We start from the raw sequence: 23,504 nt of genomic DNA, 5'->3' as shown, positions 1-23,504 counted from the left end.
CAATTACGGGATATCAACCTATTATACAACGGCTTATTGTTTTATCACAAAGAAAGGAGGCTGTGCAAACCATGAACGTTTATCAGCTGAAAGAAGAATTAATTGAATACGCGAAAAGCATTGGCGTGGACAAGATCGGTTTTACGACCGCTGATACATTTGACAGTTTAAAAGACCGTTTGATTCTTCAGGAGTCACTCGGATATCTTTCCGGTTTTGAAGAGCCTGATATTGAAAAAAGAGTGACGCCGACGCTGCTTTTGCCGAAAGCGAAATCAATCGTGGCGATTGCACTTGCTTATCCTTCGAGAATGAAGGATGCGCCAAGAAGCACGCGAACTGAGCGCAGAGGCATTTTTTGCAGAGCCTCCTGGGGAAAGGACTATCATGACGTCCTGCGGGAAAAGCTTGATCTTCTGGAGGATTTCCTGAGAAGCAAGCATGAGGATATCAGGACAAAATCAATGGTCGATACGGGTGAATTGTCTGATCGGGCAGTGGCGGAACGGGCCGGAATTGGGTTCAGTGCCAAAAATTGTATGATTACAACGCCAGAGTACGGGTCTTATGTGTATTTGGCGGAAATGATTACAAATATACCTTTCGAGCCGGATGTGCCGATTGAGGATATGTGCGGATCATGCACCAAATGTTTAGATGCTTGCCCGACGGGAGCGCTTGTGAACCCTGGGCAGCTTAACGCTCAGCGCTGTATATCTTTTCTGACCCAGACAAAAGGATTTTTGCCGGATGAATTCCGCACGAAAATCGGAAACCGACTGTATGGATGCGATACGTGCCAAACGGTATGTCCAATCAATAAAGGGAAGGATTTTCATCTGCATCCTGAAATGGAACCGGACCCCGAGATTGCAAAACCGTTATTGAAGCCGCTTTTAACCATCAGCAACCGTGAATTTAAAGAGAAATTCGGACATGTTTCAGGCTCGTGGCGCGGAAAAAAACCGATTCAGCGGAATGCGATTCTGGCGCTTGCCCACTTTAAAGACACCTCCGCACTGTCTGAACTGACGGAGCTTATGCATAAAGATCCGCGCCCGGTAATCAGGGGAACGGCTGCCTGGGCTATCGGGAAAATCGGAGACAACACATACGCGGAGGAGCTTGAAAAAGCACTGGAAAAAGAAAATGATGAAGAGGCAAAGCAGGAAATTGAAAAAGGAATTGAATTGCTAAAAGCCGGCATGACTAAATAAGTCTTGTCCTGACATACGTATAGAGCAGAAGGAAAAAACACTTGAGATGCAGCCAAGTGTTTTTTCTCTATAAAAAAGTATGTCGGGTGGGGTGAGCTTGAAGCACATATTAGAACAACTAGCGGAGGAGCGTCTCAGCTATCTGGTCAACGGGCATGATCTGAGACAGGAGCCTCAAGTCGGAGACCTGGAAGTCATGGAACGAAAGAAAAAGCTTCTGGAAAAACGTAAGATTGAGATGATAAAAGCGAAAGCAAAAGCTGTCATAGACTATGTGCAGGTTGAGGATGACGGAACCGCATGCATCAGGTATATCATACACTTCGAATATCTATACAAGGAGCAGGATGACAGTCTGTATATGGAAGAGCAGATAGAAGAAAGAGTCGCTTTTGTTTATGATCAAATTCTGATTAAGGATCAGGAAGTGATAAAAAAACCGGCGGGGTTTAGTGAAGGCCAAAGCATTATTGACTATTCACAGGAAGAAAGGGAAGCGTTTGGCCGAGCTTTTCAATATGACCGGCTCGGAGCGGTACAATATGCAGAAAAATATTGGAACAAGCGTAATCCGGCTTATAAGAATTTCAGCGATAATTGCACGAATTTTATTTCTCAGTGTCTTCATGCAGGAGGAGCGCCAATGCGCGGCCACCCGAACAGAGGATCTGGCTGGTGGATGAAACAAAGCTCTTGGAGCTATAGCTGGACGGTGGCGCACTCGATGAAAATGTATTTGACGAATTCCAAGGCCGGCCTTCGGGCGGTTCGGGTGAAATCAGCGGAAGAGCTGGTGCCGGGTGATGTGATTTGCTATGATTTTGAGGGAGACGGCCGGTTTAATCATACAACGATTGTGGTGGCGAAGGACAAAGGCAATATGCCGCTTGTCAACGCCCAGTCCTATGACAGCCGGATGAGGTATTGGTCATACGAGGATTCAACTGCATACACACCGTCTATCCGATATGCCTTTTTTCATATCGTTGATGATACGACAAAAGAGTAATTAATGATATAATGATGGGCGGATAAGAAAAATAGAGGTGAACACAGTGGCATTACATGTCGTTTTATATCAACCAGAAATTCCTGCTAATACAGGGAATATCGCACGTACTTGCGCAGCAACAGATACAACGCTCCACCTGATTCGTCCGCTCGGCTTTTCAACAGATGATAAAATGCTGAAGCGCGCCGGACTTGATTATTGGGAGTTTGTAAACGTAGTGTATCATGACTCGTTAGAAGAATTGTTTGAGGCATATAAAAAAGGGCAGTTTTTCTTCATCACGAAATTCGGCCAAAAGCCGCATACATCTTTTGACTACACGGATATTGACGAGGATTATTTCTTTGTGTTCGGAAGAGAAACAAGCGGCTTGCCAAAGGAATTAATTCAAAATAATATGGACCGATGCCTGCGCCTTCCGATGACAGAGCATGTCAGATCGCTAAATCTGTCCAATACCGCAGCGATTCTTGTGTATGAGGCGCTGCGTCAGCAAAATTACCGAGATTTAAAATAGTAGAAAAACCCGCTCATGTGTATGGGCGGGTTTTTTTGTGCTGTTGATGGAACTTTATTCTGTTATTTTAGGGTTAACAACGTAACAGTGTTATGTTACAATATATCCATCAAAGGAGCTGGACTTATGGAAGATCAATTAATCTCTAAAAAAGAATTGCTTGAAGAAACATCCATCTCATACGGTCAGCTGTATCGATGGAAACGAAAAAATTTAATCCCTGAGGAGTGGTTTATACGTAAATCCACATTTACAGGGCAAGAGACGTTTTTTCCTAGAGAGGATATTTTAAAGCGCATTTCAATCATTCAAAAGATGAAAGAAAATTTGTCTTTGGATGAGATGCGGGAGATGCTGTCACCGAAAATGAAGGATGTGAGCATGACAGCTGATGAATTGCTGACGAAAGGTTTGATATCAAAGCCGGCTCTGCATGTCTTTTCAGAAGGCGGAGCAGACACGGTGTTTTCTTCTCGGGATCTGTTGTCGCTGTATGTGCTTGAAGGGCTTTTACAATCCGGAAATGTCAGCTTGGAAGAAGCGAAAATGGCTGCTGAGGTATTGAGGAAGTATGATACAGCGGAGATCAAGAAGCAGACGGAACTGATCATTTTACGCAAGCTGGGTGTAACGACTTGTTTTATAGCGGCTGCCGCAGACAGCATCCTTTTTGAGTCGTCCGTCAAGATTGTCGAAAGAGTGGATTTAGCAAATGCTTCAGAGGAACTAAAGACAAAATATATGCAGGAGGGCCATCAATGGAAATAATGGATAATCTGGTGATAAACGGTACGGGGAGTTCAAAGGGCGGAAAATTTCAATCAGTTGAGATTAATGGCAGCGGAACCGTGGCCGGAGACGTGGAGTGTGACTCTTTTTCATTTAACGGGACCGGTAAAGCGGATGGGAGCGTCAAGGCAAAAACAGTAACCATCAGCGGTTCAGGGAAAATTCATGGGGATGTTGAAGCAGAATCCATCCGCATGAATGGAACAGGCTTTATTCAAGGTGATACCGCCGCTAAACAATTGAAGGTTGCGGGATCGTCAACATTTGGCGGAACAGTCAAGGCTGATGACATTGTGATCACCGGAAAGGCGGTCATGGAAGCTGATTGTGAAACGGAAAGATTTCAGACCGAAGGGAAATGCAAAGTCAGCGGTCTTTTAAATGCTGATCAGGTGAATATCAAGCTTTCTTCCGGAGAGAGTTATGTGCGGGAAATCGGCTGCCGCCATCTTCAAGTGACGGGCAGAAAAGGGATGCTGACATTGCTGAAGCTGATGCCGACCCCTGTGTTAACGGCTGAACTGATCGAGGGGGACGTGATTGAGCTGACAAACACGAACGCCAAGACTGTGCGGGGAAACACAGTGAAAATCGGTCCGAACTGCCGGATTGAGACCGTGGAATACAGCGGTGATTATACTTGTGATCCGAACGCTTCGGTAGGCATGTACACAAGAATGTAAGGAGGATCATATGGAAACAGTAAAATTAGGGAATTTAAAATTATATGGTGCCGGGCACGCTGCGGGAGGTGCCTATCACCATGTCAGCATCAAAGGTGAAGGTACGGTTGGAGAAGGACTGTCCGCTGCAGGCTGCCGCATATACGGCACAGGCCGTTTTCTCGGGAACGCGGAGACTGAACGGCTGAAAGTATTCGGAGAAAGCGAGTTTGAAGGCGATTTGACTGCGGACAAAATCAGCATATATGGGACGATGCAAGTCAGAGGCGCTCTTCATGTTGGCCGATTAAAGCTGAAGGGTCTGACTGAGATCGGCGGCAATATGGCAGGGGATTCGTGCGAAGCAAAAGGAAAGCTCAGCGTGAAAGGCGATTGTGAAATCGAATCGTTTCATATCACTGGCTGTGTGGACGTAACAGGTTTGTTGAATGCAGGCGAGATTGATATCGGATTGAGCCATGATGCCAGCCGGGTTCGGGAAATAGGCGGAACGTCCATTACTGTAAAAAAACGTGCGCGCTTTTTTACGCGAAAAAAAGCGAAACTAACTGCGGAGCTGATTGAAGGAGATAAAATCTATTTGGAAAATACCGAGGCGGCGGTTGTCAGAGGGAAAGAAGTCGTTATCGGGCCGGGCTGTAAAATCGGCACAGTTGAGTTTGAAAACAAATGCGAATGCGATCAGCATTCAAAAATGATGAAAAGAATTAAGTTGTAAAACATTGTTCTGTTACAAAGAAAAAGGGTGCTCTCAGGAGGGAGCACCCTTTTCTTTTTATTCTTTTCCCGGCTTGCTATCGTACCCTGCGGTAAAAATTGATACTAAAAAAGTGACAATGACTCCCATCATGATGATTGTTTTCACCGTCTCTCCCCCTCTTCAATTTTTCCTGCTGTCCGAGTCTGGATGATTCTGTATTTTCTTTATTATGAACGCACGCAGTCTGCCTTGTCAACGCTGTATAAGGTATCTTTATTTTTAAGAAACCAAAGCATGTATCACGAGCTGACGGCATAGATTGTATCAAAGTACCTTTTTTTGCACAGCGCATCAAACATGATAGAGGAGGTCCTTATGGATATATTAAAGAAAATTGAAAAGTACAGAGAGGAAGAGCAGCGTCTGAAATGGGAAGGAACATTCGCTGATTATTTGGAGATTATTAAAGAGAATCCAATGGTCGCGCAATCTGCTCATTCTCGTGTTTTTAATATGATAAAAGACAGCGGGATAGAGGAGATTGACGGACGGAAGAAGTACAGCTTTTTTGACCGCGAGCTGTTCGGGCTTGAAGAATCCCTCGAGCGCCTTGTGGAAGAATATTTTCATCCGGCTGCGAAAAGGCTTGATGTCAGAAAGCGGATTCTGCTTTTAATGGGCCCTGTGAGCGGCGGTAAGTCAACGCTGGTCACGATGCTCAAAAAAGGTCTTGAAGCGTACACGCTGACGGATAATGGTGCTGTATACGCGATTAAAGGCTGCCCGATGCACGAGGACCCCCTTCATTTAATCCCTCATCATTTGCGGGAGGATTTTTACAGAGAATACGGCATTAGAATAGAAGGAAGTCTTTCACCATTAAATGTGATGAGGCTGGAGGAAGAGTACGGAGGGCGTATTGAAGATGTGAGGGTGGAGCGGATCTTCTTTTCTGAGGATAAGCGTACTGGAATCGGCACCTTCAGCCCGTCTGACCCGAAATCTCAGGATATTGCCGATTTGACGGGAAGTATTGATTTTTCAACCATTGCCGAGTACGGTTCTGAATCTGATCCGCGCGCCTACCGGTTTGACGGAGAGCTGAACAAGGCGAACCGAGGCATGATGGAGTTTCAGGAGATGCTGAAATGTGATGAGAAGTTTCTCTGGCATTTGCTCTCACTGACACAGGAAGGGAATTTTAAAGCCGGGCGATTTGCGTTAATTTCTGCTGATGAGCTGATCGTAGCTCACACGAATGAAACGGAGTATCGCTCATTTATTTCTAATAAGAAAAACGAAGCCCTGCACTCCAGAATTATTGTGATGCCTGTTCCTTATAACTTAAAAGTGTCTGAGGAAGAAAGAATTTATGAAAAAATGATCGCAGAAAGTGATGTATCGGATGTTCATATTGCTCCTCACACCCTTAAGGTCGCCGCGATGTTTTCAATCCTTACGAGATTAAAAGAGCCGAAGCGGTCTGATATTGATCTGGTGAAGAAAATGAGACTGTATGACGGAGAAAGTGTGGAAGGCTTTAATTCAGTAGACGTTGAGGACATGAAGAAAGAATATAATGATGAGGGGATGAGCGGAATTGACCCGCGCTACGTGATCAACCGCATTTCTTCAACCATTATCAGAAAAAATATGGAGTCGATCAATTCCCTTGATGTTCTCCGTTCTTTAAAAGAAGGACTTGATCAGCATCCGTCTATTTCAAACGAGGATCGGGAGCGGTACTTGAATTTTATTTCTGCAGCCCGTAAGGAATATGATGATATTGCGAAGAAGGAAGTCCAAAAAGCGTTTGTGTATTCATATGAAGAATCAGCCAAAACGCTCATGGATAATTATCTCGACAACGTAGAGGCTTATTGCAATAAAAATAAGCTGCGTGATCCTTTGACAGGGGAAGAAATGAATCCGGACGAAAAGCTGATGAGATCGATCGAAGAACAGATCGGCATTTCCGAAAACGCGAAAAAAGCGTTCCGCGAAGAAATCTTAATCCGCATCTCCGCTTATGCGAGAAAAGGAAAGCGGTTTGACTACAATTCCCACGAAAGACTGCGTGAAGCCATTCAGAAAAAATTGTTTGCTGATTTGAAGGATGTCGTTAAAATTACGACCTCAACGAAAACGCCTGATGAGCAGCAGCTGAAGAAAGTAAATGAAGTCGTAGCCCGTTTAATTGATGAGCACGGCTACAACTCGACGAGTGCCAATGAGCTGCTGAAATACGTCGGCAGCCTGCTGAACCGATAAGCAAGTGACCCGTCCGAACAGGGCGGGTTGTTTTGTACCATTTTCTAAATAGTTTGTCAATTAACTGTACTTATGCGCATATGATGAATATAAATCTTTTCGAAAGACTTGTTTCATAATCTGGCACAAGCCGGAATAGGTATGTATCACGACCACAAATGGTTAAGGAGGGGAATTCATGTCCCAAAATGACAGCGGCCATTTTTTAATTTCTGAGGAAAACTGGTCCCTCCATCGCAAAGGCTTCGATGACCAGCAGCGCCACCAAAAAAAAGTACAGGAAGCCATAAAAAACAATCTCCCGGATCTCGTAACCGAGGAAAGCATTATTATGTCTAACGGCAAAGATGTAGTGAAAATTCCAATCCGATCACTGGATGAGTATAAAATCCGCTATAACTACGATAAAAATAAACATGTAGGGCAAGGGGACGGCGACAGCCAGGTTGGAGATGTGGTAGCCCGGGACGGATCAGACAAAAAGCAGGGGCCGGGTAAAGGCCAGGGGGCCGGAGATCAGGCAGGCGAGGATTATTATGAAGCAGAAGTTTCACTAATGGATTTAGAAGAAGCGCTCTTCAAAGAATTAGAGCTTCCGAATCTTCAGCAAAAAGAAAGAGATAATATCATCCACACGGATATTGAGTTTAACGATATCCGTAAAACAGGGTTAACCGGTAATATTGATAAGAAAAGAACAATGATGTCGGCTTTTAAACGCAACGCGATGACAGGGAAGCCGTCTTTCTATCCGATTTATCCGGAGGACTTAAAATATAAAACATGGAATGATGTCACGAAGCCTGAGTCAAAAGCTGTCGTGTTAGCAATGATGGATACGAGCGGCAGTATGGGCGTGTGGGAAAAGTACATGGCGAGAAGCTTCTTTTTCTGGATGACCCGCTTTTTACGGACGAAATATGAAACAGTTGAAATTGAATTTATTGCCCATCATACAGAAGCGAAAGTTGTGTCTGAGGAAGATTTCTTTTCAAAGGGAGAAAGCGGCGGAACAATCTGTTCTTCCGTATATCGAAAATCGCTTGAGCTGATCGATGAAAAATACAGCCCCGCCCGTTATAATATTTACCCTTTTCATTTCTCTGACGGCGACAATCTCACATCTGATAATGCCCGGTGCGTGAAATTGGTGAATGATATTATGAAGAAAGCAAATTTATTCTGTTATGGCGAGGTCAATCAATACAATAGACACTCAACGTTAATGTCGGCTTATAAAAATGTGAAAGACGAGAAATTCAAATACTATATTTTAAAGCAGAAGTCAGACGTTTTTCAGGCGCTGAAGAACTTTTTTAGAAATGAAGAAACTGGCATCAGCCATCAATTATCCTAGTGAAGAGCCCATTTCAGGGCTTTTTTTTATTTAAAAAAAGTAAGAAAGCGATTACGAAAAAAATAAGAAGAAAAAAGGAATTTTTCCTTTGACAAATCTTCTTTCATTTATTAATATTTTATCTTGTGAACTATTATTGAGGAATGAGGTGAAAAGGAGTTGACTGAATCAGAACGTGCTTTGCTCACTTTTGAACAGCTCTTCGATACGTCTCGGGCTATCTATAAAAAACAGAAGAAGATATTGGAGATTGTGCTTGAGCCTTTTGATATTACAGTCCTTCAATATTTACTGATGTTTAAAATTCATCAAAGCGGAAGCACGCCGCTCAGCAAGCTGGCCATGTCTCTTGATCTTAAGCCTGCTTCTGTGACCCGGATGACCGATATCCTATATAACCGGCAATTGATGAATCGATATGACAGTCCGGGTGACCGCCGTATCGTCATGATTCAGTTAACCGAAGAGGGGGAAAAACTTTTACAGAAAGCCGCTGTGCAATACGCGAATTTGGGCGCAAGCCTGTATCAGAAGCTTGACACGTCTCAGCTTCAATATTTGCGTAAGCTTGCCGGGAGTTTATCAAAACTCGCTGAAGGCTGTGCAGAAAAAAGCGGTAATTGAAAACTTCCCACATATTTTCACCAGCTTTCCACAAAATGATAGAGGAAGAAACGAAAGGAGAAAAACAAAATGAACAGAGGACGTTTAATTCTGACCAACATTATCGGTTTGATTGTTGTTCTTGCAATTATAGGCGGAGGTGCTTACTACTATTATCAAAGCACAAACTACGTAAAAACAGATGAAGCAAAAGTAGCCGGCGATATGGCAGCTATCTCAGCTCCAGCAGCAGGTAAAGTATCCGACTGGGATCTTGAAGAAGGAAAAACAGTGAAAAAAGGCGACACAGTTGCAAAAATCAAAGGTGAACAAACGGTTGATGTGAAATCCATCATGGATGGAACAATTGTGAAAAACGAAGTGAAAAACGGACAAACCGTACAGGCTGGTACAACAATTGCGCAAACGATTGACATGGACAACCTGTACATCACAGCAAATATTAAAGAAACAGATATTGCGGATGTTGAAGTAGGAAATAGTGTGGACGTAGTAGTTGACGGAGATCCTGATACAACTTTTGACGGTACTGTAGAAGAAATTGGCTATGCGACGAACTCAACTTTTGATATGCTTCCATCTACAAATTCAAGCGGAAACTACACAAAAGTAACGCAAAAAGTTCCTGTTAAAATTTCAATCAAAAACCCATCTGATAAGGTGCTTCCAGGTATGAATGCATCTGTTAAGATTTCTGAGTAAAACAGATCAGTCATCAAACCATGAAAGGAGGTTGTCTTAGATGGCTACAGGCAAAGAAAAAAATACAAAAAGCCCTATGACATTGCTGATTGTGCTAATGGCGGGTTTGTTTTTGGCAATACTAAACCAAACATTGCTTAACGTCGCAATGCCGCACTTAATGACTGAATTTGGCGTAAGTGCAACGACGATTCAGTGGCTGACAACAGGTTACATGCTTGTTAACGGCGTATTGATTCCGTTATCTGCTTTCCTGATTACACGGTTCGGCCAACGGAGTCTCTTTCTCGTTGCGATGTTCTGTTTTACGCTCGGTACGTTAGTCTGCGGTATCGCACCTAACTTCTCTGTAATGCTGATCGGCCGTTTGATCCAGGCCGTGGGCGGAGGTATCTTGCAGCCGCTCGTTATGACAACCATTCTGTTAATCTTCCCGCCTGAAAGCAGGGGGAAAGGAATGGGGATTTTCGGACTTGCGATGATGTTTGCTCCAGCGGTCGGCCCGACTCTTTCTGGGTGGATTATTGAGCATTACACATGGCGCATCATGTTTTACGGACTTGTGCCGATCGGCGCAATTGTTATCATCGTGGCTTTCTTCATCTTTAAGAATCTGGTGGAGCCGCAAAAAATCAAACTCGACACTCTTGGAGCGATCCTCTCAATTGTCGGTTTCGCATCCTTATTATACGGAGTCAGTGAAGCGGGTTCTGACGGCTGGACCGACCCGGTTGTACTGTCTACAGTTATAATCGGCGTCATTGCAATTATTGCTTTTGTTGTTCAGCAATTGCGCCATGATGATCCGATGCTTGATTTCAGAGTGTTTAAATACGACATTTTCTCACTCTCAAGTGTTATTAATATCATTATTACAGTGGCACTTTACACTGGTATGTTCCTGTTACCGATCTATCTGCAAAACCTGGTCGGATTTACGGCGCTTCAATCCGGTCTGCTTCTGCTTCCGGGTGCGATCGTGATGCTGATCATGTCACCGATTTCAGGTATTTTGTTTGATAAATTCGGCCCGAGACCGCTTGCGATTATCGGTCTGGTCGTGACAGTGGTGACAACATTCCAATATACGCAATTGACCATCGATACACCGTATACACACATTATGCTTGTATACTCAATTCGCGCATTCGGTATGTCACTCTTAATGATGCCTGTCATGACAGCCGGGATGAACCAGCTTCCTGCCCGTCTGAACAGTCACGGAACGGCGATGAGCAACACGCTCCGCCAAATCAGCGGATCAATTGGAACAAGCTTAATTACGACGATTTATACAAACCGCACGACATTCCATTATTCACAAATTGCAGATAAAACAAGCACAGCGGACCCGAACTTCCTCCATGCGTTCCAAAATGCAGTTTCGAATATAATGGTGAATATGAATGTGCCTTATGAAACAGCGAAAACGTATGTTTACTCACATATTTATAAACACGCGACACTCGATTCAAACGTCATGGGGATTAATGACGCCTTTATGTGGGCGACATTATTCTGTGTGGCAGGTGTGATTCTCAGTCTTTTCCTGCGTGATGTCAGAAAAGATAAATTGCGTGCGGAGAAAAAGAAAAAAGAGGAGCTTTCATTGCTTCCGGCTCCAAAAGAAGTTAAGGAATCTTAAACTGTACAGGGAGGTTTCCTGAATGAAAATTTATGTAGTGTATGACAGTGAAGGCGAACATACAAAGGTATTGGCAGAAGCGATTGCTGAAGGCGCTCGGGAAAACGACGCGGCTGAAGTATTCATCGACCACGTAGATCAGGCGGATATCCGCAAGCTTAAAGACATGGACGCGATTATTTGGGGATGCCCCGGGCATTTCGGAACAATCAGTGCAGGTCTGAAAACTTGGATCGACAGACTCGGCTACTTATGGGCTGAAGGCGAGCTGATCAACAAAGTCGGCGCAGTATTCTGCACAACGGCAACAACACACGGCGGCTTGGAAATGACAATGCACAACTTAATCACGCCAATGTTCCACCAAGGGATGATTGTTGTCGGTCTGCCTGGCAATGTGCCTGAAAACGCGCTGTACGGTTCTTACTACGGAGCGGGCGTCACTTGCCCGGTAGACAGTGATGAGTTAATGTCTGAGGAAGGTATCCAGCTGGGCCGCGCATTAGGAAGACGCGTCAGCCAAGTCACAGGAAACTTAACAGCCGGACAGTAAGGAGAGGTTAAAATGGCCATTATTATAGCAATTATTGCTGCTGTCATTGTGATTGCGGGCCTTATCACGTATAACGTCCGCAACGCCTCTGCTGGACTCGAGAAGCGAGAAACAGCTGAAAAAATCGCCCCTCCAGAAGAGGAAGAAAACGAAGCACAATACCCTGCTGAAGCACGGGCTGCTGAGCATGTCCCAGCCGTTGTAAAAACTGACTCTGAAAAAGAGAAAAGTGACTCAATTGGGGATGACTTCTACAGGCAGGCGCTTCAAAAGTTTAAGCATTCTGAGGAAGATCAGAAAGACAAAGAGGTCACTGAAAAAAGTGACAAAATGCAGGACAGCAGTTATCGTGATGCGCTGCTCTCCATGAAAAATAAAAAGAAATAATATCAAAGGCAAATCCGTTTACTCATGGCGGGTTTGCTTTTTTTATGCTGTTTAAATGCATAAAACTTGGTTTTTTATAAAATAAATCCATGGAATATGTTGTATTTCAGAAAGTTCTAGTGTACTATTTGAGTCATACACTTCATAAGTGTTTTTAGGAGGAAAAACAATGAAACCGTTTTGGGGTTTAGTAAAAAAGGATCTGAGACTGTCAAAAATGCGGTTTTTTGCATGTCTCGGTGCAGTCATACTTTTAGCTGCCGGAAGCTTTTTATTGGAACGATTGACTGAAGAACCTTTAGCTGCTTTTGGATGCTGGGTAATGCTTGCCATTTTTCAAGTGTTTTTAGCTCCTTTGCTGATCTACAATAGTCTTCGTGTAGAGGGGAAAAATCAGCTATGGTTATATAATCCAAACGGCGCAGCCGCGCTTTTACTCTCGAAGCTGACTACCGGTCTTGTCTATCAATTTATTTTTCAGTTTTTGATTTCAGTTTATGGAGTCTTTCTTTATCAGTACCTTGACTCAAAAGCGCTCATTGCTGATCGAGTTCCGCTTGCAGGCACTATACTGATCTTTAATCTTTATGGGCTGGTATTTACTGCTTATCTTTCCTGTGCGGTGATCCTGCTGTGGAATGTGTTTCATTCTTTAAAATCGAGTTCTTCCTTCATCAGGCGGTTTCGCTGGTTCATTTGTATGTTACTGGGGATAGGGTGGTTTTATGTAGAGGACCATTTGATCATGCCTTGGCTGACACCGCTGGATAAACTGTATTATTTCACAACGTATGGAGATGTCGGTTTTACATACAAGGGATCCTTAGGGTGGAGCGTGGAATTAAACATCTTCCATCTTCCCTATCCGTCTATTATAGTCATGCTGGTTTTGGCAGCTGTATTTCTTTTTCTGGCTTCCAGGCTCCTGCAGCGAAAAGTTGAGGTGTAGAGAACATGAGACAAGACTTTCAATCCTCTAAACCGATTTATTTGCAAATTGCTGATCAAATCTTTTATAGGCTGGTCAGACAGGAGCTTGTTCCCGGAGACAAGCTGCCGTCTGTCAGAGAAATGGCAATTCAAACAAAAGTAAATCCGAATACGATTCAAAGAACCTACAGTGAAATGGAAAGGCTGGGAATTGTGGAGACAAGAAGAGGGCAAGGGACGTTTATCGCTGACAAAGCTGAACTCGTGGATGAACTGAAAGAGAGGCTTACCCGTGAAGTGTTTGAAAGCTTTATTCATCAAATGGCAGAGCTGGGATTAACAAAAGAAGAAATGCTTGCAGGCATTAAAAAATACACGGGAGGAGGACAGGAATGAATATTGTATTTGACAATGTGTCTAAGAGATACGGCGGCCACACGGCGCTAAACAATATATCATTCACTTTATATCCGGGAAAAATTTACGGATTTTTGGGCTCGAATGGCAGCGGGAAATCGACAACCTTGAAATTAATCGCCGGATTGATGTTTCCTACTACAGGTTCAGTAAAAGCGGGTGAACAGCCTGTAACAAGAGACATGATCAAGCAGACGGCTTATCTAACAGAGTTAGACATGTTTTATCCCGGATTTACGGTGAAAGATATGCTCGATTTTTACGAATCACAGTTCCCTGACTTTCAGATGGAAAAAGCCTATCAGCTGCTTGAGGAAATGCAGCTGAAGCCTGAAAAAAAGATAAAGCAGCTTTCTAAGGGAAATCGAGGCCGTCTTAAAATCGTGCTGGCACTATCAAGAAAAGCTTCCGTCATTCTGCTGGATGAGCCTTTTTCCGGTCTTGATCCAATGGTCAGGGATTCAATCGTAAACAGCCTCGTTTCTTATATTGATTTTGAGCAGCAGATCGTTGTCATTGCGACACACGAAATTGATGAAATTGAAATCCTGCTTGACGAGGTCATCGTGCTCGCCGACGGAGAAAAAATGGCACAGCGTGATGTAGAAGAGATTCGCGAGCAGGAAGGTATGTCCGTGCTGCAATGGTTTAAAACGAATATGGAAGTTTACTAGAAAGAGGAGGAATTTGATGAAAACAGTATTGGAATTAAAAAATGTGACAAAAAACATCAGAGGCCGGACGATCATTGATCATCTGAGCTTTACGATTCGCGAAGGCGAAGTATTTGGATTTCTGGGACCAAACGGAGCAGGGAAAACGACGACAATCAGAATGATGGTCGGTTTAATGAAGCTGTCACAAGGTGACGTGCTCATTTGCGGCCAATCAATCACAAAAGATTATGCCAAGGCAATCAAACATATCGGGGCTATTGTAGAGAATCCAGAGCTGTATAAATTCTTAAGCGGATATAAAAATCTCCAGCAATACGCAAGGATGGTAAAGGGTGTCACGAAGGAAAAAATTGATGAAGTGGTAGAACTGGTAGGCCTCAAAGAAAGAATCCATGATAAAGTGAAAACCTACTCTCTGGGAATGAGACAGCGTCTCGGCTTGGCACAATGCCTTCTGCACGATCCGAAAGTGCTGATTTTGGATGAACCGACTAACGGCCTTGATCCGGCGGGAATCAGAGAAATCAGAGACCATTTAAAGAAGCTGACGCGAGAAAGAGGAATGTCTGTCATCGTATCAAGCCATCTGCTGTCAGAAATGGAACTAATGTGTGACCGAATTGCGATTATCCAAAAAGGAAAACTTATCGATATTCAGAATGTAAGAGATGAAATAACTGATGAAAAGGATACATATTTCTTCCATGTGGAGCAGCCGAAAGAAGCTGCTGCGATTCTAAAAGAATATGATTCGGTAATCAAGACAAACGGTTTGGAAATCAAACTGGCTAAAGAGGACGTCCCTGCAGTCATTGAATTGCTGGTCATGCAGCAAATCCGTATTTATGAAGTCAAAGTGATTACAAAATCATTAGAGGACCGTTTCTTAGAAATCACAGGCGAAGCAAAAGAGGAGGTTCAACATGCTTAATTTGATTTATAATGAGTGGATTAAAATTTTCAGCCGTGTCGGGACATGGGTGATGATCGGAATCCTTGCTTTGACAATGATCGGGTGGGCATTTTTAACAAACCACTTTTCAACCGATGTAGCAAATCCGAAGTGGAAAGAAACGCTTCAAGCACAAAATGCTGATTTGAAGAAGGCGATGAAAGAAGATCCTTCCCTAAAAGGACAATATGAAGAAACGATTACAATCAATAACTATCGCATTGAACATAATATCCCGAGTGACACTGGATATACCGTTTGGTCTTATGTAACGGATTCTGCCGGTTTTACAATCCTTACTGGGCTGTTCACGATTATAATTGCAGCTGGCATCGTCGCAAACGAATTTAACTGGGGTACGGTTAAGCTGTTAATGATTCGGCCGCTCAGCCGTTTTCAAATTCTGCTTTCTAAATATATTACCGTTCTTTTATTTGGTCTCTTATTGCTGTTTATTTTATTTATAGGTTCAACTTTGCTGGGACTGGTCTTTTTTGGAACAGGCGGGGACACTGCCGCGAATGTTCATTTAATCTATAAAGATGGTCATGTATTGGAACAAAACATGTTAGGATATTTGGCCAAAACGTATCTCTCAGAATCTGTTGCGGCTTTAATGCTGGCTACGATGGCATTTATGCTGTCCGCAGTATTCAGAAACAGCTCTCTTGCTGTAGGGTTTTCTATCTTTTTATTGGTAACGGGCACGACAGCCACTACATTTATAGCGATGAAGTTTGACTGGGCGAAGTATATTTTATTTGCCAATGTTGATCTGATGCAGTATGTAGAAGGAACACCGTTAGTGGAAGGGATGACAATCACTTTTTCTACTGTGATGCTGGTGATTTACTTTGTCGTCTTCCTGTTGCTTGCTTTCGGAATCTTTATGAAACGGGATATTGCGAACTAATGAAAAAAGCTGTTTTGCATAAGCAAAACAGCTTTTTCTTTAAAATAAGAACTGCAGGCTTGCACCTGCAGTTCTTATTATCAATTTATGCTTACGCTTCTTTAGTAACGTTAGCAGCTTGTGGTCCACGGTTTCCTTCAACGATTTCGAAAGAAACTGATTGGCCTTCTTCTAAAGTTTTGAAGCCTTCGCCTTGAATAGCAGAGAAATGAACGAATACATCGTCTTGACCTTCTACTTCGATGAATCCGAAACCTTTTTCAGAGTTGAACCATTTTACTTTACCTTCTAACATGAAATTTCCTCCTAAAGCGATCATAACGCTTAAATTCACTATTCTTGCTCTAAAACAAACTTCCAAGACGAAAACTCTTACAAAACTTTCTTCTTAAAGATAGTTCGAACAAAAATAATTACCTTTACTCTACCAGTAATTTTGAGAAAAAACAACTGTTAAACGAAACTTTTTTCGGAAAATAACATATTATTTTTCATTTTGATATTTATTTGCCGAAATGTATCTGTTTTTTCGATACGTGATCATATGTTTGCAGGACTTTTTACTTTAATTTCTCTTTACGCAAAGGCAGGGTAATAGTAATTGACAACCCTATCTGATATGAGTAAGGTAAAGTTAACCAATGTTACAAATGACAACGTTTATCAACTAAGAGCGTCTGATTTTTATGTCTGATATTGCTTGCATGCTCTAATAAATAGATAGGAGTATGGTGTCACAATGAAAAAGTGGCTTGTATGCAGTTTTGTTCTTATTCTTTTCATGTCATTTACTGCATGCTCACCGTCAGCAGAACATGAAACGATAAAAATTGGAATTGCTGAGTCGGACGAAGCGATATGGAACTATATCGTAAAAAAGGCTGAAGCGGAAGGGCTTGATATTCAGCTGATTCCATTCTCTGATTATGCAGAATCAGATATTGCGCTGGCTAACAAAGAGATTGATGCCAATGCTATTCAATCCATTTCATATTTTCAGTCGTTTTCAAAGAAATACAAACATAAACTGGCACCGCTCGGCACGACATACATAGCGCCTATGGGCATTTATTCAAAACGATATCAGCGAATCAAAGATATTCCGCGCGGTGCTGTTGTTGCTGTCCCGGATGAACCGCTCGATTTTGGGCGAGCCCTTACGCTGCTGCAGGAAGCGGGTTTGCTTACTTTGAAGAACGGATTTAATGGAACCGGTTCAATTGATGTGATAAAAGATAATCCGAAACACTTGAAATTGAAAACCGTACGCCGACAGGATGAATTGAGCGGAGCCGACGTGTTTGTGATGAAAACAGCCGCCGCAAAAAAAGCGGGACTGAACCCGCAGAAGCATACATTAAAGGGCGGCAGACAAACCGGGAAGGAAGATATGAATGTAATTGTTGTCAGAGCTGAGGACAGAGATCGCGAAACACTGCAAACCATCCTTGAACTCTATCAATCAGATGATACAGCGGCATTTATAGAGAAAGAGTATCAAGGGATGCTTGTTCCCGCTTTTTTGCCTTTACATCGTCTTTCAGATTGGAAGAATGAATTCAAAAAATGAATTCATTCTTTTTTTTCAGAAAACCATACTTTGTTTCGGCCGCTTTCTTTCGCTTTATACAGCATTTGATCAGCAAGAACCGGCAAGGTTTCCGGCTTATCTGTGTTTCGGGGGTAATGGGCTACCCCCAGTGAGGCCGTAACGGCAAGTTTTTCCCCGTTTGTTAATACAATCGGTGTATGACTAATCGAGTGCCTGATCCGTTCGGCGATTTGGAATGCTTTCTCGGGCGTGCAATTTGGCAAGAGGACGGCAAATTCCTCGCCGCCGATCCGTGCGGCAGGATCAGTGTTGCGGATATTTTGTTTTAGTCGGGATCCCAGCTCTTTTAGAACCTGATCCCCCTCATGATGGCCGTATTGATCGTTAATGGTTTTAAAGTGATCGATATCCATATAAATAAGCGAAAATTGTAAAGATGGAGTGTGTGCAGCCTGTTGATACAGGTCTTGTGTGATTTCTTCAAACTTTCTGCGGTTATAAATACCTGTCAAAAAGTCAAAGTGCGCCTGGAACTTATACTGTTTAAATAAAAGATGTGCATTTGTTTCATGCTCGATAATATATAGGCTGAGCATGCCGCCGATAATTGAAATCAGCCAAAAGTAAAAGTGAAGCTTAAGTGAATAGATATCAACAAATACATAGAAGAAAAAGGAGATGAAACCATTTGAAATGATTAAAAGTAACAGAACGTGTTTCAGCTGAACTTTTTCTCTCCTTGATGCAATAAGTGACAGCACGGCAGCGATACAAATTGTAATCATGGAATACAGCGCTGATTCATTCAAGCTGATCAGCATGCGGCCTGCTGCGATTATCATCAGGGCTGCCGCCGTAGACACCCAGCCTCCATAAAGAGCGGCGATCATAATAGGGATATTTCTAAAATCTATGATTGAATGGTGGTACGTCAGACCAAAATTCATAAGAATAACCCCGAGGAGACCGCAGGCAGTTCCTTTTATTAACTGAAAGGACAGGCGGTCTTTTTTATGTATTAACCTATCTTTAAACAGGTGGGTGAACAGATAATTAAATGTGATTAAAATGGTCAAATTTACGAACAGTTCTTTCAGCAATATTATCACCCTTATATAAGTTACTAAAGAAAGGGGGGAATGAAAAGAACAAAAACGGTATTCATTGGGTTTTTTTATCCAAATATTGATGATGAAATAATTCTTACTTGAACTATCGGAATTTGTGTAATATAGTATATAAGAAAAATTTTGAAGGGAGAGTTTGCCTCAATTGGAGACTTTGCTAGTCATTTTGCACGTATTTATTTTACTTTTACTCATTATTGGGCTATTTGCCATGCAGAAGAAACATGTTTCTTTTTCAAAACGTGTGTTTACTGCCCTGGGGCTGGGGATCGTTTTTGGATTTGCGCTTCAGCTGATATACGGTCCGACTTCAAACATTGTGGTTCAAACAGCCGACTGGTTTAATATTGCCGGGGGCGGATATGTCAAATTGCTTCAAATGATTGTCATGCCGCTTGTTTTTATTTCCATTCTAGGCGCTTTTACAAAGATGAAGCTGACAAAAAATCTCGGGAAAATCAGCGGTTTGATTATCGGGATTTTGGTTGCGACTACAGCGGTAGCCGCGGCGGTTGGTATTGCGTCCGCCCTTTCCTTTGATCTTCAGGCGATTCAGGTTGACCAAGGAAATACAGAGCTTTCTCGGGGACAGGAGCTTGAACAGAAATCAGAGGAGATGACAGCGAAAACACTGCCGCAGCAAATGATTGAGCTGCTTCCTGGAAATCCCTTTTTGGATTTTACAGGGGCTAGACCGACATCAACTATCGGAGTCGTTATTTTTGCCGCTTTTCTGGGCATTGCATTTCTAGGTGTGAGACGGAAACAGCCGGAACAGGCTGAAACGTTCAAAAAATTGATTGATGCTGTTTACGCCATTGTCATGCGTGTTGTTACTCTCATCTTGAGACTGACGCCTTACGGTGTGCTGGCCATTATGACAAAAACGATTGCGACAAGTGATATTGACAGCATTTTGAAACTGGGTATGTTTGTCATTGCTTCATATGCCGCGTTAATTGTAATGTTTATCATCCACTTGCTTCTGCTGACGATCAGCGGATTAAATCCGGTTGTTTATTTGAAAAAAGCGCTGCCTGTACTCGTGTTTGCATTTACGTCACGATCAAGCGCAGGCGCTTTGCCGCTGAATATTAAAACACAAAGAAGCTTGGGTGTCCCGGAAGGAATTGCGAATTTCGCCGGCTCGTTCGGGCTATCTATCGGCCAAAATGGCTGTGCCGGGATTTATCCGGCTATGCTGGCGATGATGATTGCCCCGACAATCGGTCAAAATCCGTTTGATCCGGCGTTTATTATCTCAGTGATCGCGGTTGTTGCCATCAGTTCGTTTGGTGTCGCCGGAGTTGGCGGCGGAGCTACATTCGCAGCGCTGCTCGTATTATCAGCGTTAAATATGCCTGTCGCGCTCGCCGGTTTATTAATCTCTATCGAACCGTTGATTGACATGGGACGTACTGCGCTGAATGTCAGCGGAAGTATGACATCAGGCCTGATTACCAGCAAAGTTACGAAGGAAATAGATTCTGGTGTATTCCAAGATCGATCCAATGTGATCGAAGCGGAAGAAGCCTAGTCATATTAAAACGTGTAATCCCACGGGGGATTACACGTTTTTTTTAACGGCCGGGTTCTAAGTCTTCCAGCATTTCCATTACAGTGTTGTCATCCATTACATTCATTGCGCTTTGTTCGAAATGGATTGGCTCTGCATATTGCTGCTGTCTATTTCTGGCTGTTGTTGTGTCCGTTTGGCGATTATGCTTAGACTGAGACTGATGCTGTTGAGGGTGGCTTTGCTGCTGGCCTGCATGCTGATGCTGCCGGCCATTTTGCTGACGATTTTGAGATTGATCTTGATTATTCCCGCCAAACGCCTGTTTCATCATATCTCCAACATTAGAAACATCAAACGACTTATTTTGAGAATTCCGGTTGCTCATTTGACCTGTAATAAACCCGCTGATTTTTTGCCGGATCTGCGGTGATAAAGCAGCAACAAGCACAGTTGAACCGATAACTAAGGCTGTCGGACTGATTCCTTTTCGCTGATTGAACAACGTGATCCCTCCTTTATAAGTGTATTGATATTTTCCCCTATGATTAGACAAATTAACCGTTTTATTTCCCGGGAAAGCATTTCCGTTATTTTTTCATGCATATTTAGAGCCAATTAGAAAAACCTATAAGTAAAGTGATAAAGGAGGAATTCACATGCTTGGAAAAAAACAAGTCCTTGCGTCCATGCTTCTTATCCCTTTGCTTATGACTGGCTGCAGTATGGCCAATCAGGGTGAGGGCAGACGTGATAATGCAGAGCCTGAAAATGTTAACTACCGCAATCCGGCAAATGATAACGGCACAAGAAATATCAACAATGCAAATGATAGCCGTGACAACGTTGATAATAATATGACGAATAATGGTAATGACAATAACGGTAATGATAACCGTAAGTTGGAAGTTGCTGATGATGCAGCCGATAAAATTACCGATATGAAAGAAGTTAAACACGCGAATGTGATTGTTGCCGGAAATCAAGCGTATGTTGCAGTTGTATTAACAAATGGGAAAAAAGAAGTTGGAAAAGATCTGAAAAAGAAAATTTCCGATAAAGTAAGAGACACTGATAAGAACATGGACAATGTTTATGTTTCTGCAAATCCAGACTTTGTTGATCGGATGCAGGGGTATGGCGAACGGATTCAAAATGGTGATCCGATTGCAGGATTCTTTGATGAATTCAGTCAAACAGTACAACGTGTCTTTCCGCAAGCTGAATAACAGATAAAAAGCCGCATAACTTGTGCGGCTTTTTTCTTTGCAGAAATGACACGCTGTGAACTAAGGCTGCATAGAGTAAAAATAAAAGGTACAAGACGGACCGGCTCAGGGAGGGAGACGTTTGCAGGGTGGCATAGGAAAGCGTGCGGCATCCGCTCTATTCCTGTGCGGAGTCCTTGTGATGCTGGCCGTAAGCTCGGCCATCGTATCAAGCACGATGTATATTCTGTCTTTGCCAGGGCAGACATCTGGGATAACGAAAGAACAAGTGACGAAGCACATGAAGAAAGAGTCATTTAAACAGGCCGATGTTTATTACACTTCTAAGGAAAAATCCTTACTGCCATTAACGAAAGAAACGCTTGAATATGCGGTGAGTATTAATCAGGTCATGCTTGACTATTCGAATCATAAGCCTATTGATATTATTTTTTTTCCTAATGAAAAACAGATGGAGGCTTATTCCGGTTTATTGGACGTTGTCGGCTTTTATTCTGAGCGGGAGCAGCTGATCGGATTATTGCCTGAAGAGAAAAAGCAGCTTTTAGAAGGTGATGATGTAGCGGTTTATCTGTATCAGAGATTATTGATTCATGAGTACACACACCATGCGTTTCATCAGAAATTACGGGAGCTCGAAGCAGGTCCTGATGAGTTCCCCTTATGGTTCCATGAAGGATTAAGCGAGTGGATCGCGAACTATGAATTGCTCATAGATCCGATCACGTTTACTGTCGTGCCGTTTGACAGTTTGCAGACAGATCAGAACTGGCAGGAAGCTCGATCGGAATATGAAACCGATGTTTATTTGCAAAGCTTTTATATGATCAATGAGCTGACGGAAACATACGGGAAAGACATTATTTTGGAGATTATAAAGGAAACAGCGAAAAAAGGGGATTTTAAAAAAGGGTTTAAAGCGGCGACGCAGGATAGTCTTGATCAATTTGAAAAAGATTTTACCAGAACGTTTGAAGAAAATGCGGCATTGGATAGTTTCTATCCAATGCCTTTTTTATTTAATGAAGTCCCTGCTGGCCCATACCGCCTTGAGTCGGAGGCATTTGTCCTTGTGCAGGGGCAAATGAATTTCTCAGTTGTTCCATATCCTGCGCGTCAAGCTGCGGAACTTGGTAATAACCATGTTTGTTTTGGTAAAGGAAAATCTCAAAAGCCATTTCGACATACTGCTGAATTTGCGCAGACAGTACACGTCTTACGGCCGGATTTGTCATTTCTAGAGAAGCCATCGTCAGCATAGATGCCTGTGCCTTAACAGCGCAAAGCATTTGGCGGCTGATGATGCTGTCATCAATGTCATTCATGGATTGAACAGGTTTCTTAGGCTGTGCCGGCTGCATACCGTAAACAGTCTGGTTGTCTTCTTTCATCATATAAGTTGCCGTTTTTTGTGAAGGCTCGCTTCCTGTTTTGAAGCACTCTGCCGTTAAGTTATATTGAGATGTAATGAATTGATATTGACGGTCAAGGATGTTTAATAATTCCTGATCCTTACAGAATTGTCTCAGCATCATAAACTGATCAAGCACAGTAAGCGTTCCGGAAAGCACCTCGTGCATATCAAACATTTCATGTCCGCCGTGATTTTGATGCGGTTTGCCTGGTATCCCTTTATTCTGTGATTGCTGCTGAAATTGCTGATCCAAACCGAATTCCTCCTTTTTTTTCAGATCAGCTGTATTTTGTGCTTGTCTGCGGTGTTTTATGCAGCGC

24 protein-coding genes and 2 pseudogenes are annotated in these 23,504 nt (G+C 42.9%); 22 read left to right on the top strand and 4 right to left on the bottom strand.

The window, feature by feature from the left end; translation table 11 throughout:
* Positions 1-71 precede the first annotated feature (71 nt).
* The 18 genes and pseudogenes from queG to H7F27_RS15955 all read left to right on the top strand — a co-directional run bounded on the left by queG (position 72) and on the right by H7F27_RS15955 (position 16,346).
* The gene (gene queG / locus H7F27_RS16040; RefSeq protein ID WP_029441191.1) at positions 72-1,217 is read left to right on the top strand and encodes a tRNA epoxyqueuosine(34) reductase QueG; all 1,146 of its coding nucleotides are present in this window, start codon (positions 72-74) and stop codon (positions 1,215-1,217) included.
* A gap of 79 nt (positions 1,218-1,296) precedes the next feature.
* On the top strand, positions 1,297-2,226 hold the full coding sequence (locus H7F27_RS16035) for an amidase domain-containing protein (RefSeq protein WP_081638259.1): 930 nt from the start codon (positions 1,297-1,299) through the stop codon (positions 2,224-2,226).
* A gap of 37 nt (positions 2,227-2,263) precedes the next feature.
* A complete protein-coding gene (gene trmL, locus H7F27_RS16030; RefSeq protein ID WP_081638260.1) occupies positions 2,264-2,746 on the top strand; it encodes a tRNA (uridine(34)/cytosine(34)/5-carboxymethylaminomethyluridine(34)-2'-O)-methyltransferase TrmL in 483 nt (160 codons plus the stop codon).
* A 126-nt stretch (positions 2,747-2,872) separates the two neighbouring features.
* Positions 2,873-3,514 carry a YhbD family protein gene (locus H7F27_RS16025; RefSeq protein ID WP_059336480.1) on the top strand — a complete coding sequence of 214 codons (642 nt, stop codon included), beginning with the start codon at positions 2,873-2,875 and terminating at the stop codon, positions 3,512-3,514.
* Positions 3,505-4,218 carry a bactofilin family protein gene (locus H7F27_RS16020; RefSeq protein WP_024120686.1) on the top strand — a complete coding sequence of 238 codons (714 nt, stop codon included), beginning with the start codon at positions 3,505-3,507 and terminating at the stop codon, positions 4,216-4,218. The genes H7F27_RS16025 and H7F27_RS16020 overlap by 10 nt, the downstream gene beginning before the upstream one ends.
* Before the next feature lie 10 nt (positions 4,219-4,228).
* Positions 4,229-4,936, top strand: a complete 708-nt coding sequence (locus H7F27_RS16015) for a polymer-forming cytoskeletal protein (RefSeq protein ID WP_024120687.1) — start codon at positions 4,229-4,231, stop codon at positions 4,934-4,936.
* A 357-nt stretch (positions 4,937-5,293) separates the two neighbouring features.
* The gene (gene prkA / locus H7F27_RS16010; RefSeq protein ID WP_024120689.1) at positions 5,294-7,189 is read left to right on the top strand and encodes a serine/threonine protein kinase PrkA; all 1,896 of its coding nucleotides are present in this window, start codon (positions 5,294-5,296) and stop codon (positions 7,187-7,189) included.
* 178 nt (positions 7,190-7,367) lie between these two features.
* The gene (gene yhbH / locus H7F27_RS16005) at positions 7,368-8,546 is read left to right on the top strand and encodes a sporulation protein YhbH (RefSeq protein ID WP_095713766.1); all 1,179 of its coding nucleotides are present in this window, start codon (positions 7,368-7,370) and stop codon (positions 8,544-8,546) included.
* Between the two features lie 159 nt (positions 8,547-8,705).
* Complete coding sequence (locus H7F27_RS16000) at positions 8,706-9,170, top strand: MarR family transcriptional regulator (protein WP_101860915.1); 465 nt, start codon at positions 8,706-8,708, stop codon at positions 9,168-9,170.
* A gap of 35 nt (positions 9,171-9,205) precedes the next feature.
* A pseudogene (locus H7F27_RS15995) lies at positions 9,206-9,872 on the top strand (HlyD family efflux transporter periplasmic adaptor subunit).
* Positions 9,873-9,912: 40 nt separating this feature from the next.
* Positions 9,913-11,517 (top strand): MFS transporter, encoded by a 1,605-nt coding sequence (locus tag H7F27_RS15990; protein WP_024120692.1) that lies wholly within the window; start codon positions 9,913-9,915, stop codon positions 11,515-11,517.
* A gap of 22 nt (positions 11,518-11,539) precedes the next feature.
* Positions 11,540-12,070: an NAD(P)H-dependent oxidoreductase gene (locus tag H7F27_RS15985; RefSeq protein WP_003224063.1), complete on the top strand. Its 531-nt coding sequence runs from the start codon at positions 11,540-11,542 to the stop codon at positions 12,068-12,070.
* 12 nt (positions 12,071-12,082) lie between these two features.
* Complete coding sequence (locus tag H7F27_RS15980; RefSeq protein WP_024120693.1) at positions 12,083-12,457, top strand: hypothetical protein; 375 nt, start codon at positions 12,083-12,085, stop codon at positions 12,455-12,457.
* Between the two features lie 169 nt (positions 12,458-12,626).
* Positions 12,627-13,406 carry a hypothetical protein gene (locus tag H7F27_RS15975; RefSeq protein ID WP_185848148.1) on the top strand — a complete coding sequence of 260 codons (780 nt, stop codon included), beginning with the start codon at positions 12,627-12,629 and terminating at the stop codon, positions 13,404-13,406.
* A gap of 5 nt (positions 13,407-13,411) precedes the next feature.
* Entirely contained in the window at positions 13,412-13,783 is a 372-nt protein-coding gene (locus H7F27_RS15970) for a GntR family transcriptional regulator (RefSeq protein WP_024120695.1), read from the top strand.
* Positions 13,780-14,478, top strand: a complete 699-nt coding sequence (locus H7F27_RS15965) for an ABC transporter ATP-binding protein (RefSeq protein WP_024120696.1) — start codon at positions 13,780-13,782, stop codon at positions 14,476-14,478. The genes H7F27_RS15970 and H7F27_RS15965 overlap by 4 nt, the downstream gene beginning before the upstream one ends.
* Before the next feature lie 16 nt (positions 14,479-14,494).
* Positions 14,495-15,412: an ABC transporter ATP-binding protein gene (locus H7F27_RS15960; protein WP_024120697.1), complete on the top strand. Its 918-nt coding sequence runs from the start codon at positions 14,495-14,497 to the stop codon at positions 15,410-15,412.
* Complete coding sequence (locus H7F27_RS15955; RefSeq protein ID WP_185848147.1) at positions 15,405-16,346, top strand: ABC transporter permease; 942 nt, start codon at positions 15,405-15,407, stop codon at positions 16,344-16,346. Before H7F27_RS15960 ends, H7F27_RS15955 begins: the two co-directional genes overlap by 8 nt.
* A 91-nt stretch (positions 16,347-16,437) precedes the next feature.
* Here the strand turns inward: H7F27_RS15955 and cspB are convergent, their stop codons facing one another.
* Entirely contained in the window at positions 16,438-16,641 is a 204-nt protein-coding gene (gene cspB / locus H7F27_RS15950) for a cold shock-like protein CspB (protein WP_010333511.1), read from the bottom strand.
* 444 nt (positions 16,642-17,085) lie between these two features.
* On the opposite strand from cspB, the gene H7F27_RS15945 reads away from it, so the two are divergent.
* On the top strand, positions 17,086-17,916 hold the full coding sequence (locus tag H7F27_RS15945) for a MetQ/NlpA family ABC transporter substrate-binding protein (protein WP_185848146.1): 831 nt from the start codon (positions 17,086-17,088) through the stop codon (positions 17,914-17,916).
* A gap of 2 nt (positions 17,917-17,918) precedes the next feature.
* Here H7F27_RS15945 and H7F27_RS15940 read toward each other — a convergent pair whose 3' ends face one another.
* A complete protein-coding gene (locus H7F27_RS15940) occupies positions 17,919-18,998 on the bottom strand; it encodes a diguanylate cyclase DgcK (RefSeq protein ID WP_024120700.1) in 1,080 nt (359 codons plus the stop codon).
* Positions 18,999-19,170: 172 nt separating this feature from the next.
* Here H7F27_RS15940 and H7F27_RS15935 point away from each other — a divergent pair, with 172 nt between their 5' ends.
* Complete coding sequence (locus H7F27_RS15935; protein WP_095713755.1) at positions 19,171-20,562, top strand: L-cystine transporter; 1,392 nt, start codon at positions 19,171-19,173, stop codon at positions 20,560-20,562.
* Between the two features lie 43 nt (positions 20,563-20,605).
* Here the strand turns inward: H7F27_RS15935 and H7F27_RS15930 are convergent, their stop codons facing one another.
* On the bottom strand, positions 20,606-21,046 hold the full coding sequence (locus H7F27_RS15930) for a hypothetical protein (protein WP_024120702.1): 441 nt from the start codon (positions 21,044-21,046) through the stop codon (positions 20,606-20,608).
* 154 nt (positions 21,047-21,200) lie between these two features.
* Here H7F27_RS15930 and H7F27_RS15925 point away from each other — a divergent pair, with 154 nt between their 5' ends.
* Both H7F27_RS15925 and H7F27_RS15920 read left to right on the top strand, forming a co-directional pair.
* Positions 21,201-21,770, top strand: coding sequence for a YhcN/YlaJ family sporulation lipoprotein (locus H7F27_RS15925; RefSeq protein WP_024120703.1), 570 nt, complete (start codon positions 21,201-21,203; stop codon positions 21,768-21,770).
* A 121-nt stretch (positions 21,771-21,891) separates the two neighbouring features.
* Positions 21,892-22,858, top strand: a pseudogene (locus tag H7F27_RS15920) (hypothetical protein).
* Here the strand turns inward: H7F27_RS15920 and H7F27_RS15915 are convergent.
* Positions 22,790-23,437, bottom strand: coding sequence for a spore coat protein (locus H7F27_RS15915; RefSeq protein WP_024120704.1), 648 nt, complete (start codon positions 23,435-23,437; stop codon positions 22,790-22,792). The pseudogene H7F27_RS15920 and the gene H7F27_RS15915 sit on opposite strands and share 69 nt — an antisense overlap.
* Positions 23,438-23,504: the final 67 nt, after the last annotated feature.

The organism is Bacillus sp. PAMC26543 (assembly GCF_014250375.1).
GTDB classification, from domain to species: Bacteria; Bacillota; Bacilli; order Bacillales; family Bacillaceae; genus Bacillus; species Bacillus halotolerans.
This window is presented reverse-complemented; position numbering and strand designations above follow the sequence as displayed.

What these genes read in the sequence shown, in the direction of transcription:
- queG (WP_029441191.1), top strand. Translation starts at nt 72, where the DNA reads ATGAACGTTTATCAGCTGAAAGAAGAATTAATTGAATACGCGAAAAGC.
- H7F27_RS16035 (WP_081638259.1), top strand. Translation starts at nt 1,297, where the DNA reads ATGTCGGGTGGGGTGAGCTTGAAGCACATATTAGAACAACTAGCGGAG.
- H7F27_RS16025 (WP_059336480.1), top strand. Translation starts at nt 2,873, where the DNA reads ATGGAAGATCAATTAATCTCTAAAAAAGAATTGCTTGAAGAAACATCC.
- H7F27_RS16020 (WP_024120686.1), top strand. Translation starts at nt 3,505, where the DNA reads ATGGAAATAATGGATAATCTGGTGATAAACGGTACGGGGAGTTCAAAG.
- H7F27_RS16015 (WP_024120687.1), top strand. Translation starts at nt 4,229, where the DNA reads ATGGAAACAGTAAAATTAGGGAATTTAAAATTATATGGTGCCGGGCAC.
- prkA (WP_024120689.1), top strand. Translation starts at nt 5,294, where the DNA reads ATGGATATATTAAAGAAAATTGAAAAGTACAGAGAGGAAGAGCAGCGT.
- yhbH (WP_095713766.1), top strand. Translation starts at nt 7,368, where the DNA reads ATGTCCCAAAATGACAGCGGCCATTTTTTAATTTCTGAGGAAAACTGG.
- H7F27_RS15990 (WP_024120692.1), top strand. Translation starts at nt 9,913, where the DNA reads ATGGCTACAGGCAAAGAAAAAAATACAAAAAGCCCTATGACATTGCTG.
- H7F27_RS15985 (WP_003224063.1), top strand. Translation starts at nt 11,540, where the DNA reads ATGAAAATTTATGTAGTGTATGACAGTGAAGGCGAACATACAAAGGTA.
- H7F27_RS15980 (WP_024120693.1), top strand. Translation starts at nt 12,083, where the DNA reads ATGGCCATTATTATAGCAATTATTGCTGCTGTCATTGTGATTGCGGGC.
- H7F27_RS15975 (WP_185848148.1), top strand. Translation starts at nt 12,627, where the DNA reads ATGAAACCGTTTTGGGGTTTAGTAAAAAAGGATCTGAGACTGTCAAAA.
- H7F27_RS15970 (WP_024120695.1), top strand. Translation starts at nt 13,412, where the DNA reads ATGAGACAAGACTTTCAATCCTCTAAACCGATTTATTTGCAAATTGCT.
- H7F27_RS15965 (WP_024120696.1), top strand. Translation starts at nt 13,780, where the DNA reads ATGAATATTGTATTTGACAATGTGTCTAAGAGATACGGCGGCCACACG.
- H7F27_RS15960 (WP_024120697.1), top strand. Translation starts at nt 14,495, where the DNA reads ATGAAAACAGTATTGGAATTAAAAAATGTGACAAAAAACATCAGAGGC.
- H7F27_RS15955 (WP_185848147.1), top strand. Translation starts at nt 15,405, where the DNA reads ATGCTTAATTTGATTTATAATGAGTGGATTAAAATTTTCAGCCGTGTC.
- cspB (WP_010333511.1), bottom strand. Translation starts at nt 16,641, where the DNA reads ATGTTAGAAGGTAAAGTAAAATGGTTCAACTCTGAAAAAGGTTTCGGA.
- H7F27_RS15945 (WP_185848146.1), top strand. Translation starts at nt 17,086, where the DNA reads ATGAAAAAGTGGCTTGTATGCAGTTTTGTTCTTATTCTTTTCATGTCA.
- H7F27_RS15925 (WP_024120703.1), top strand. Translation starts at nt 21,201, where the DNA reads ATGCTTGGAAAAAAACAAGTCCTTGCGTCCATGCTTCTTATCCCTTTG.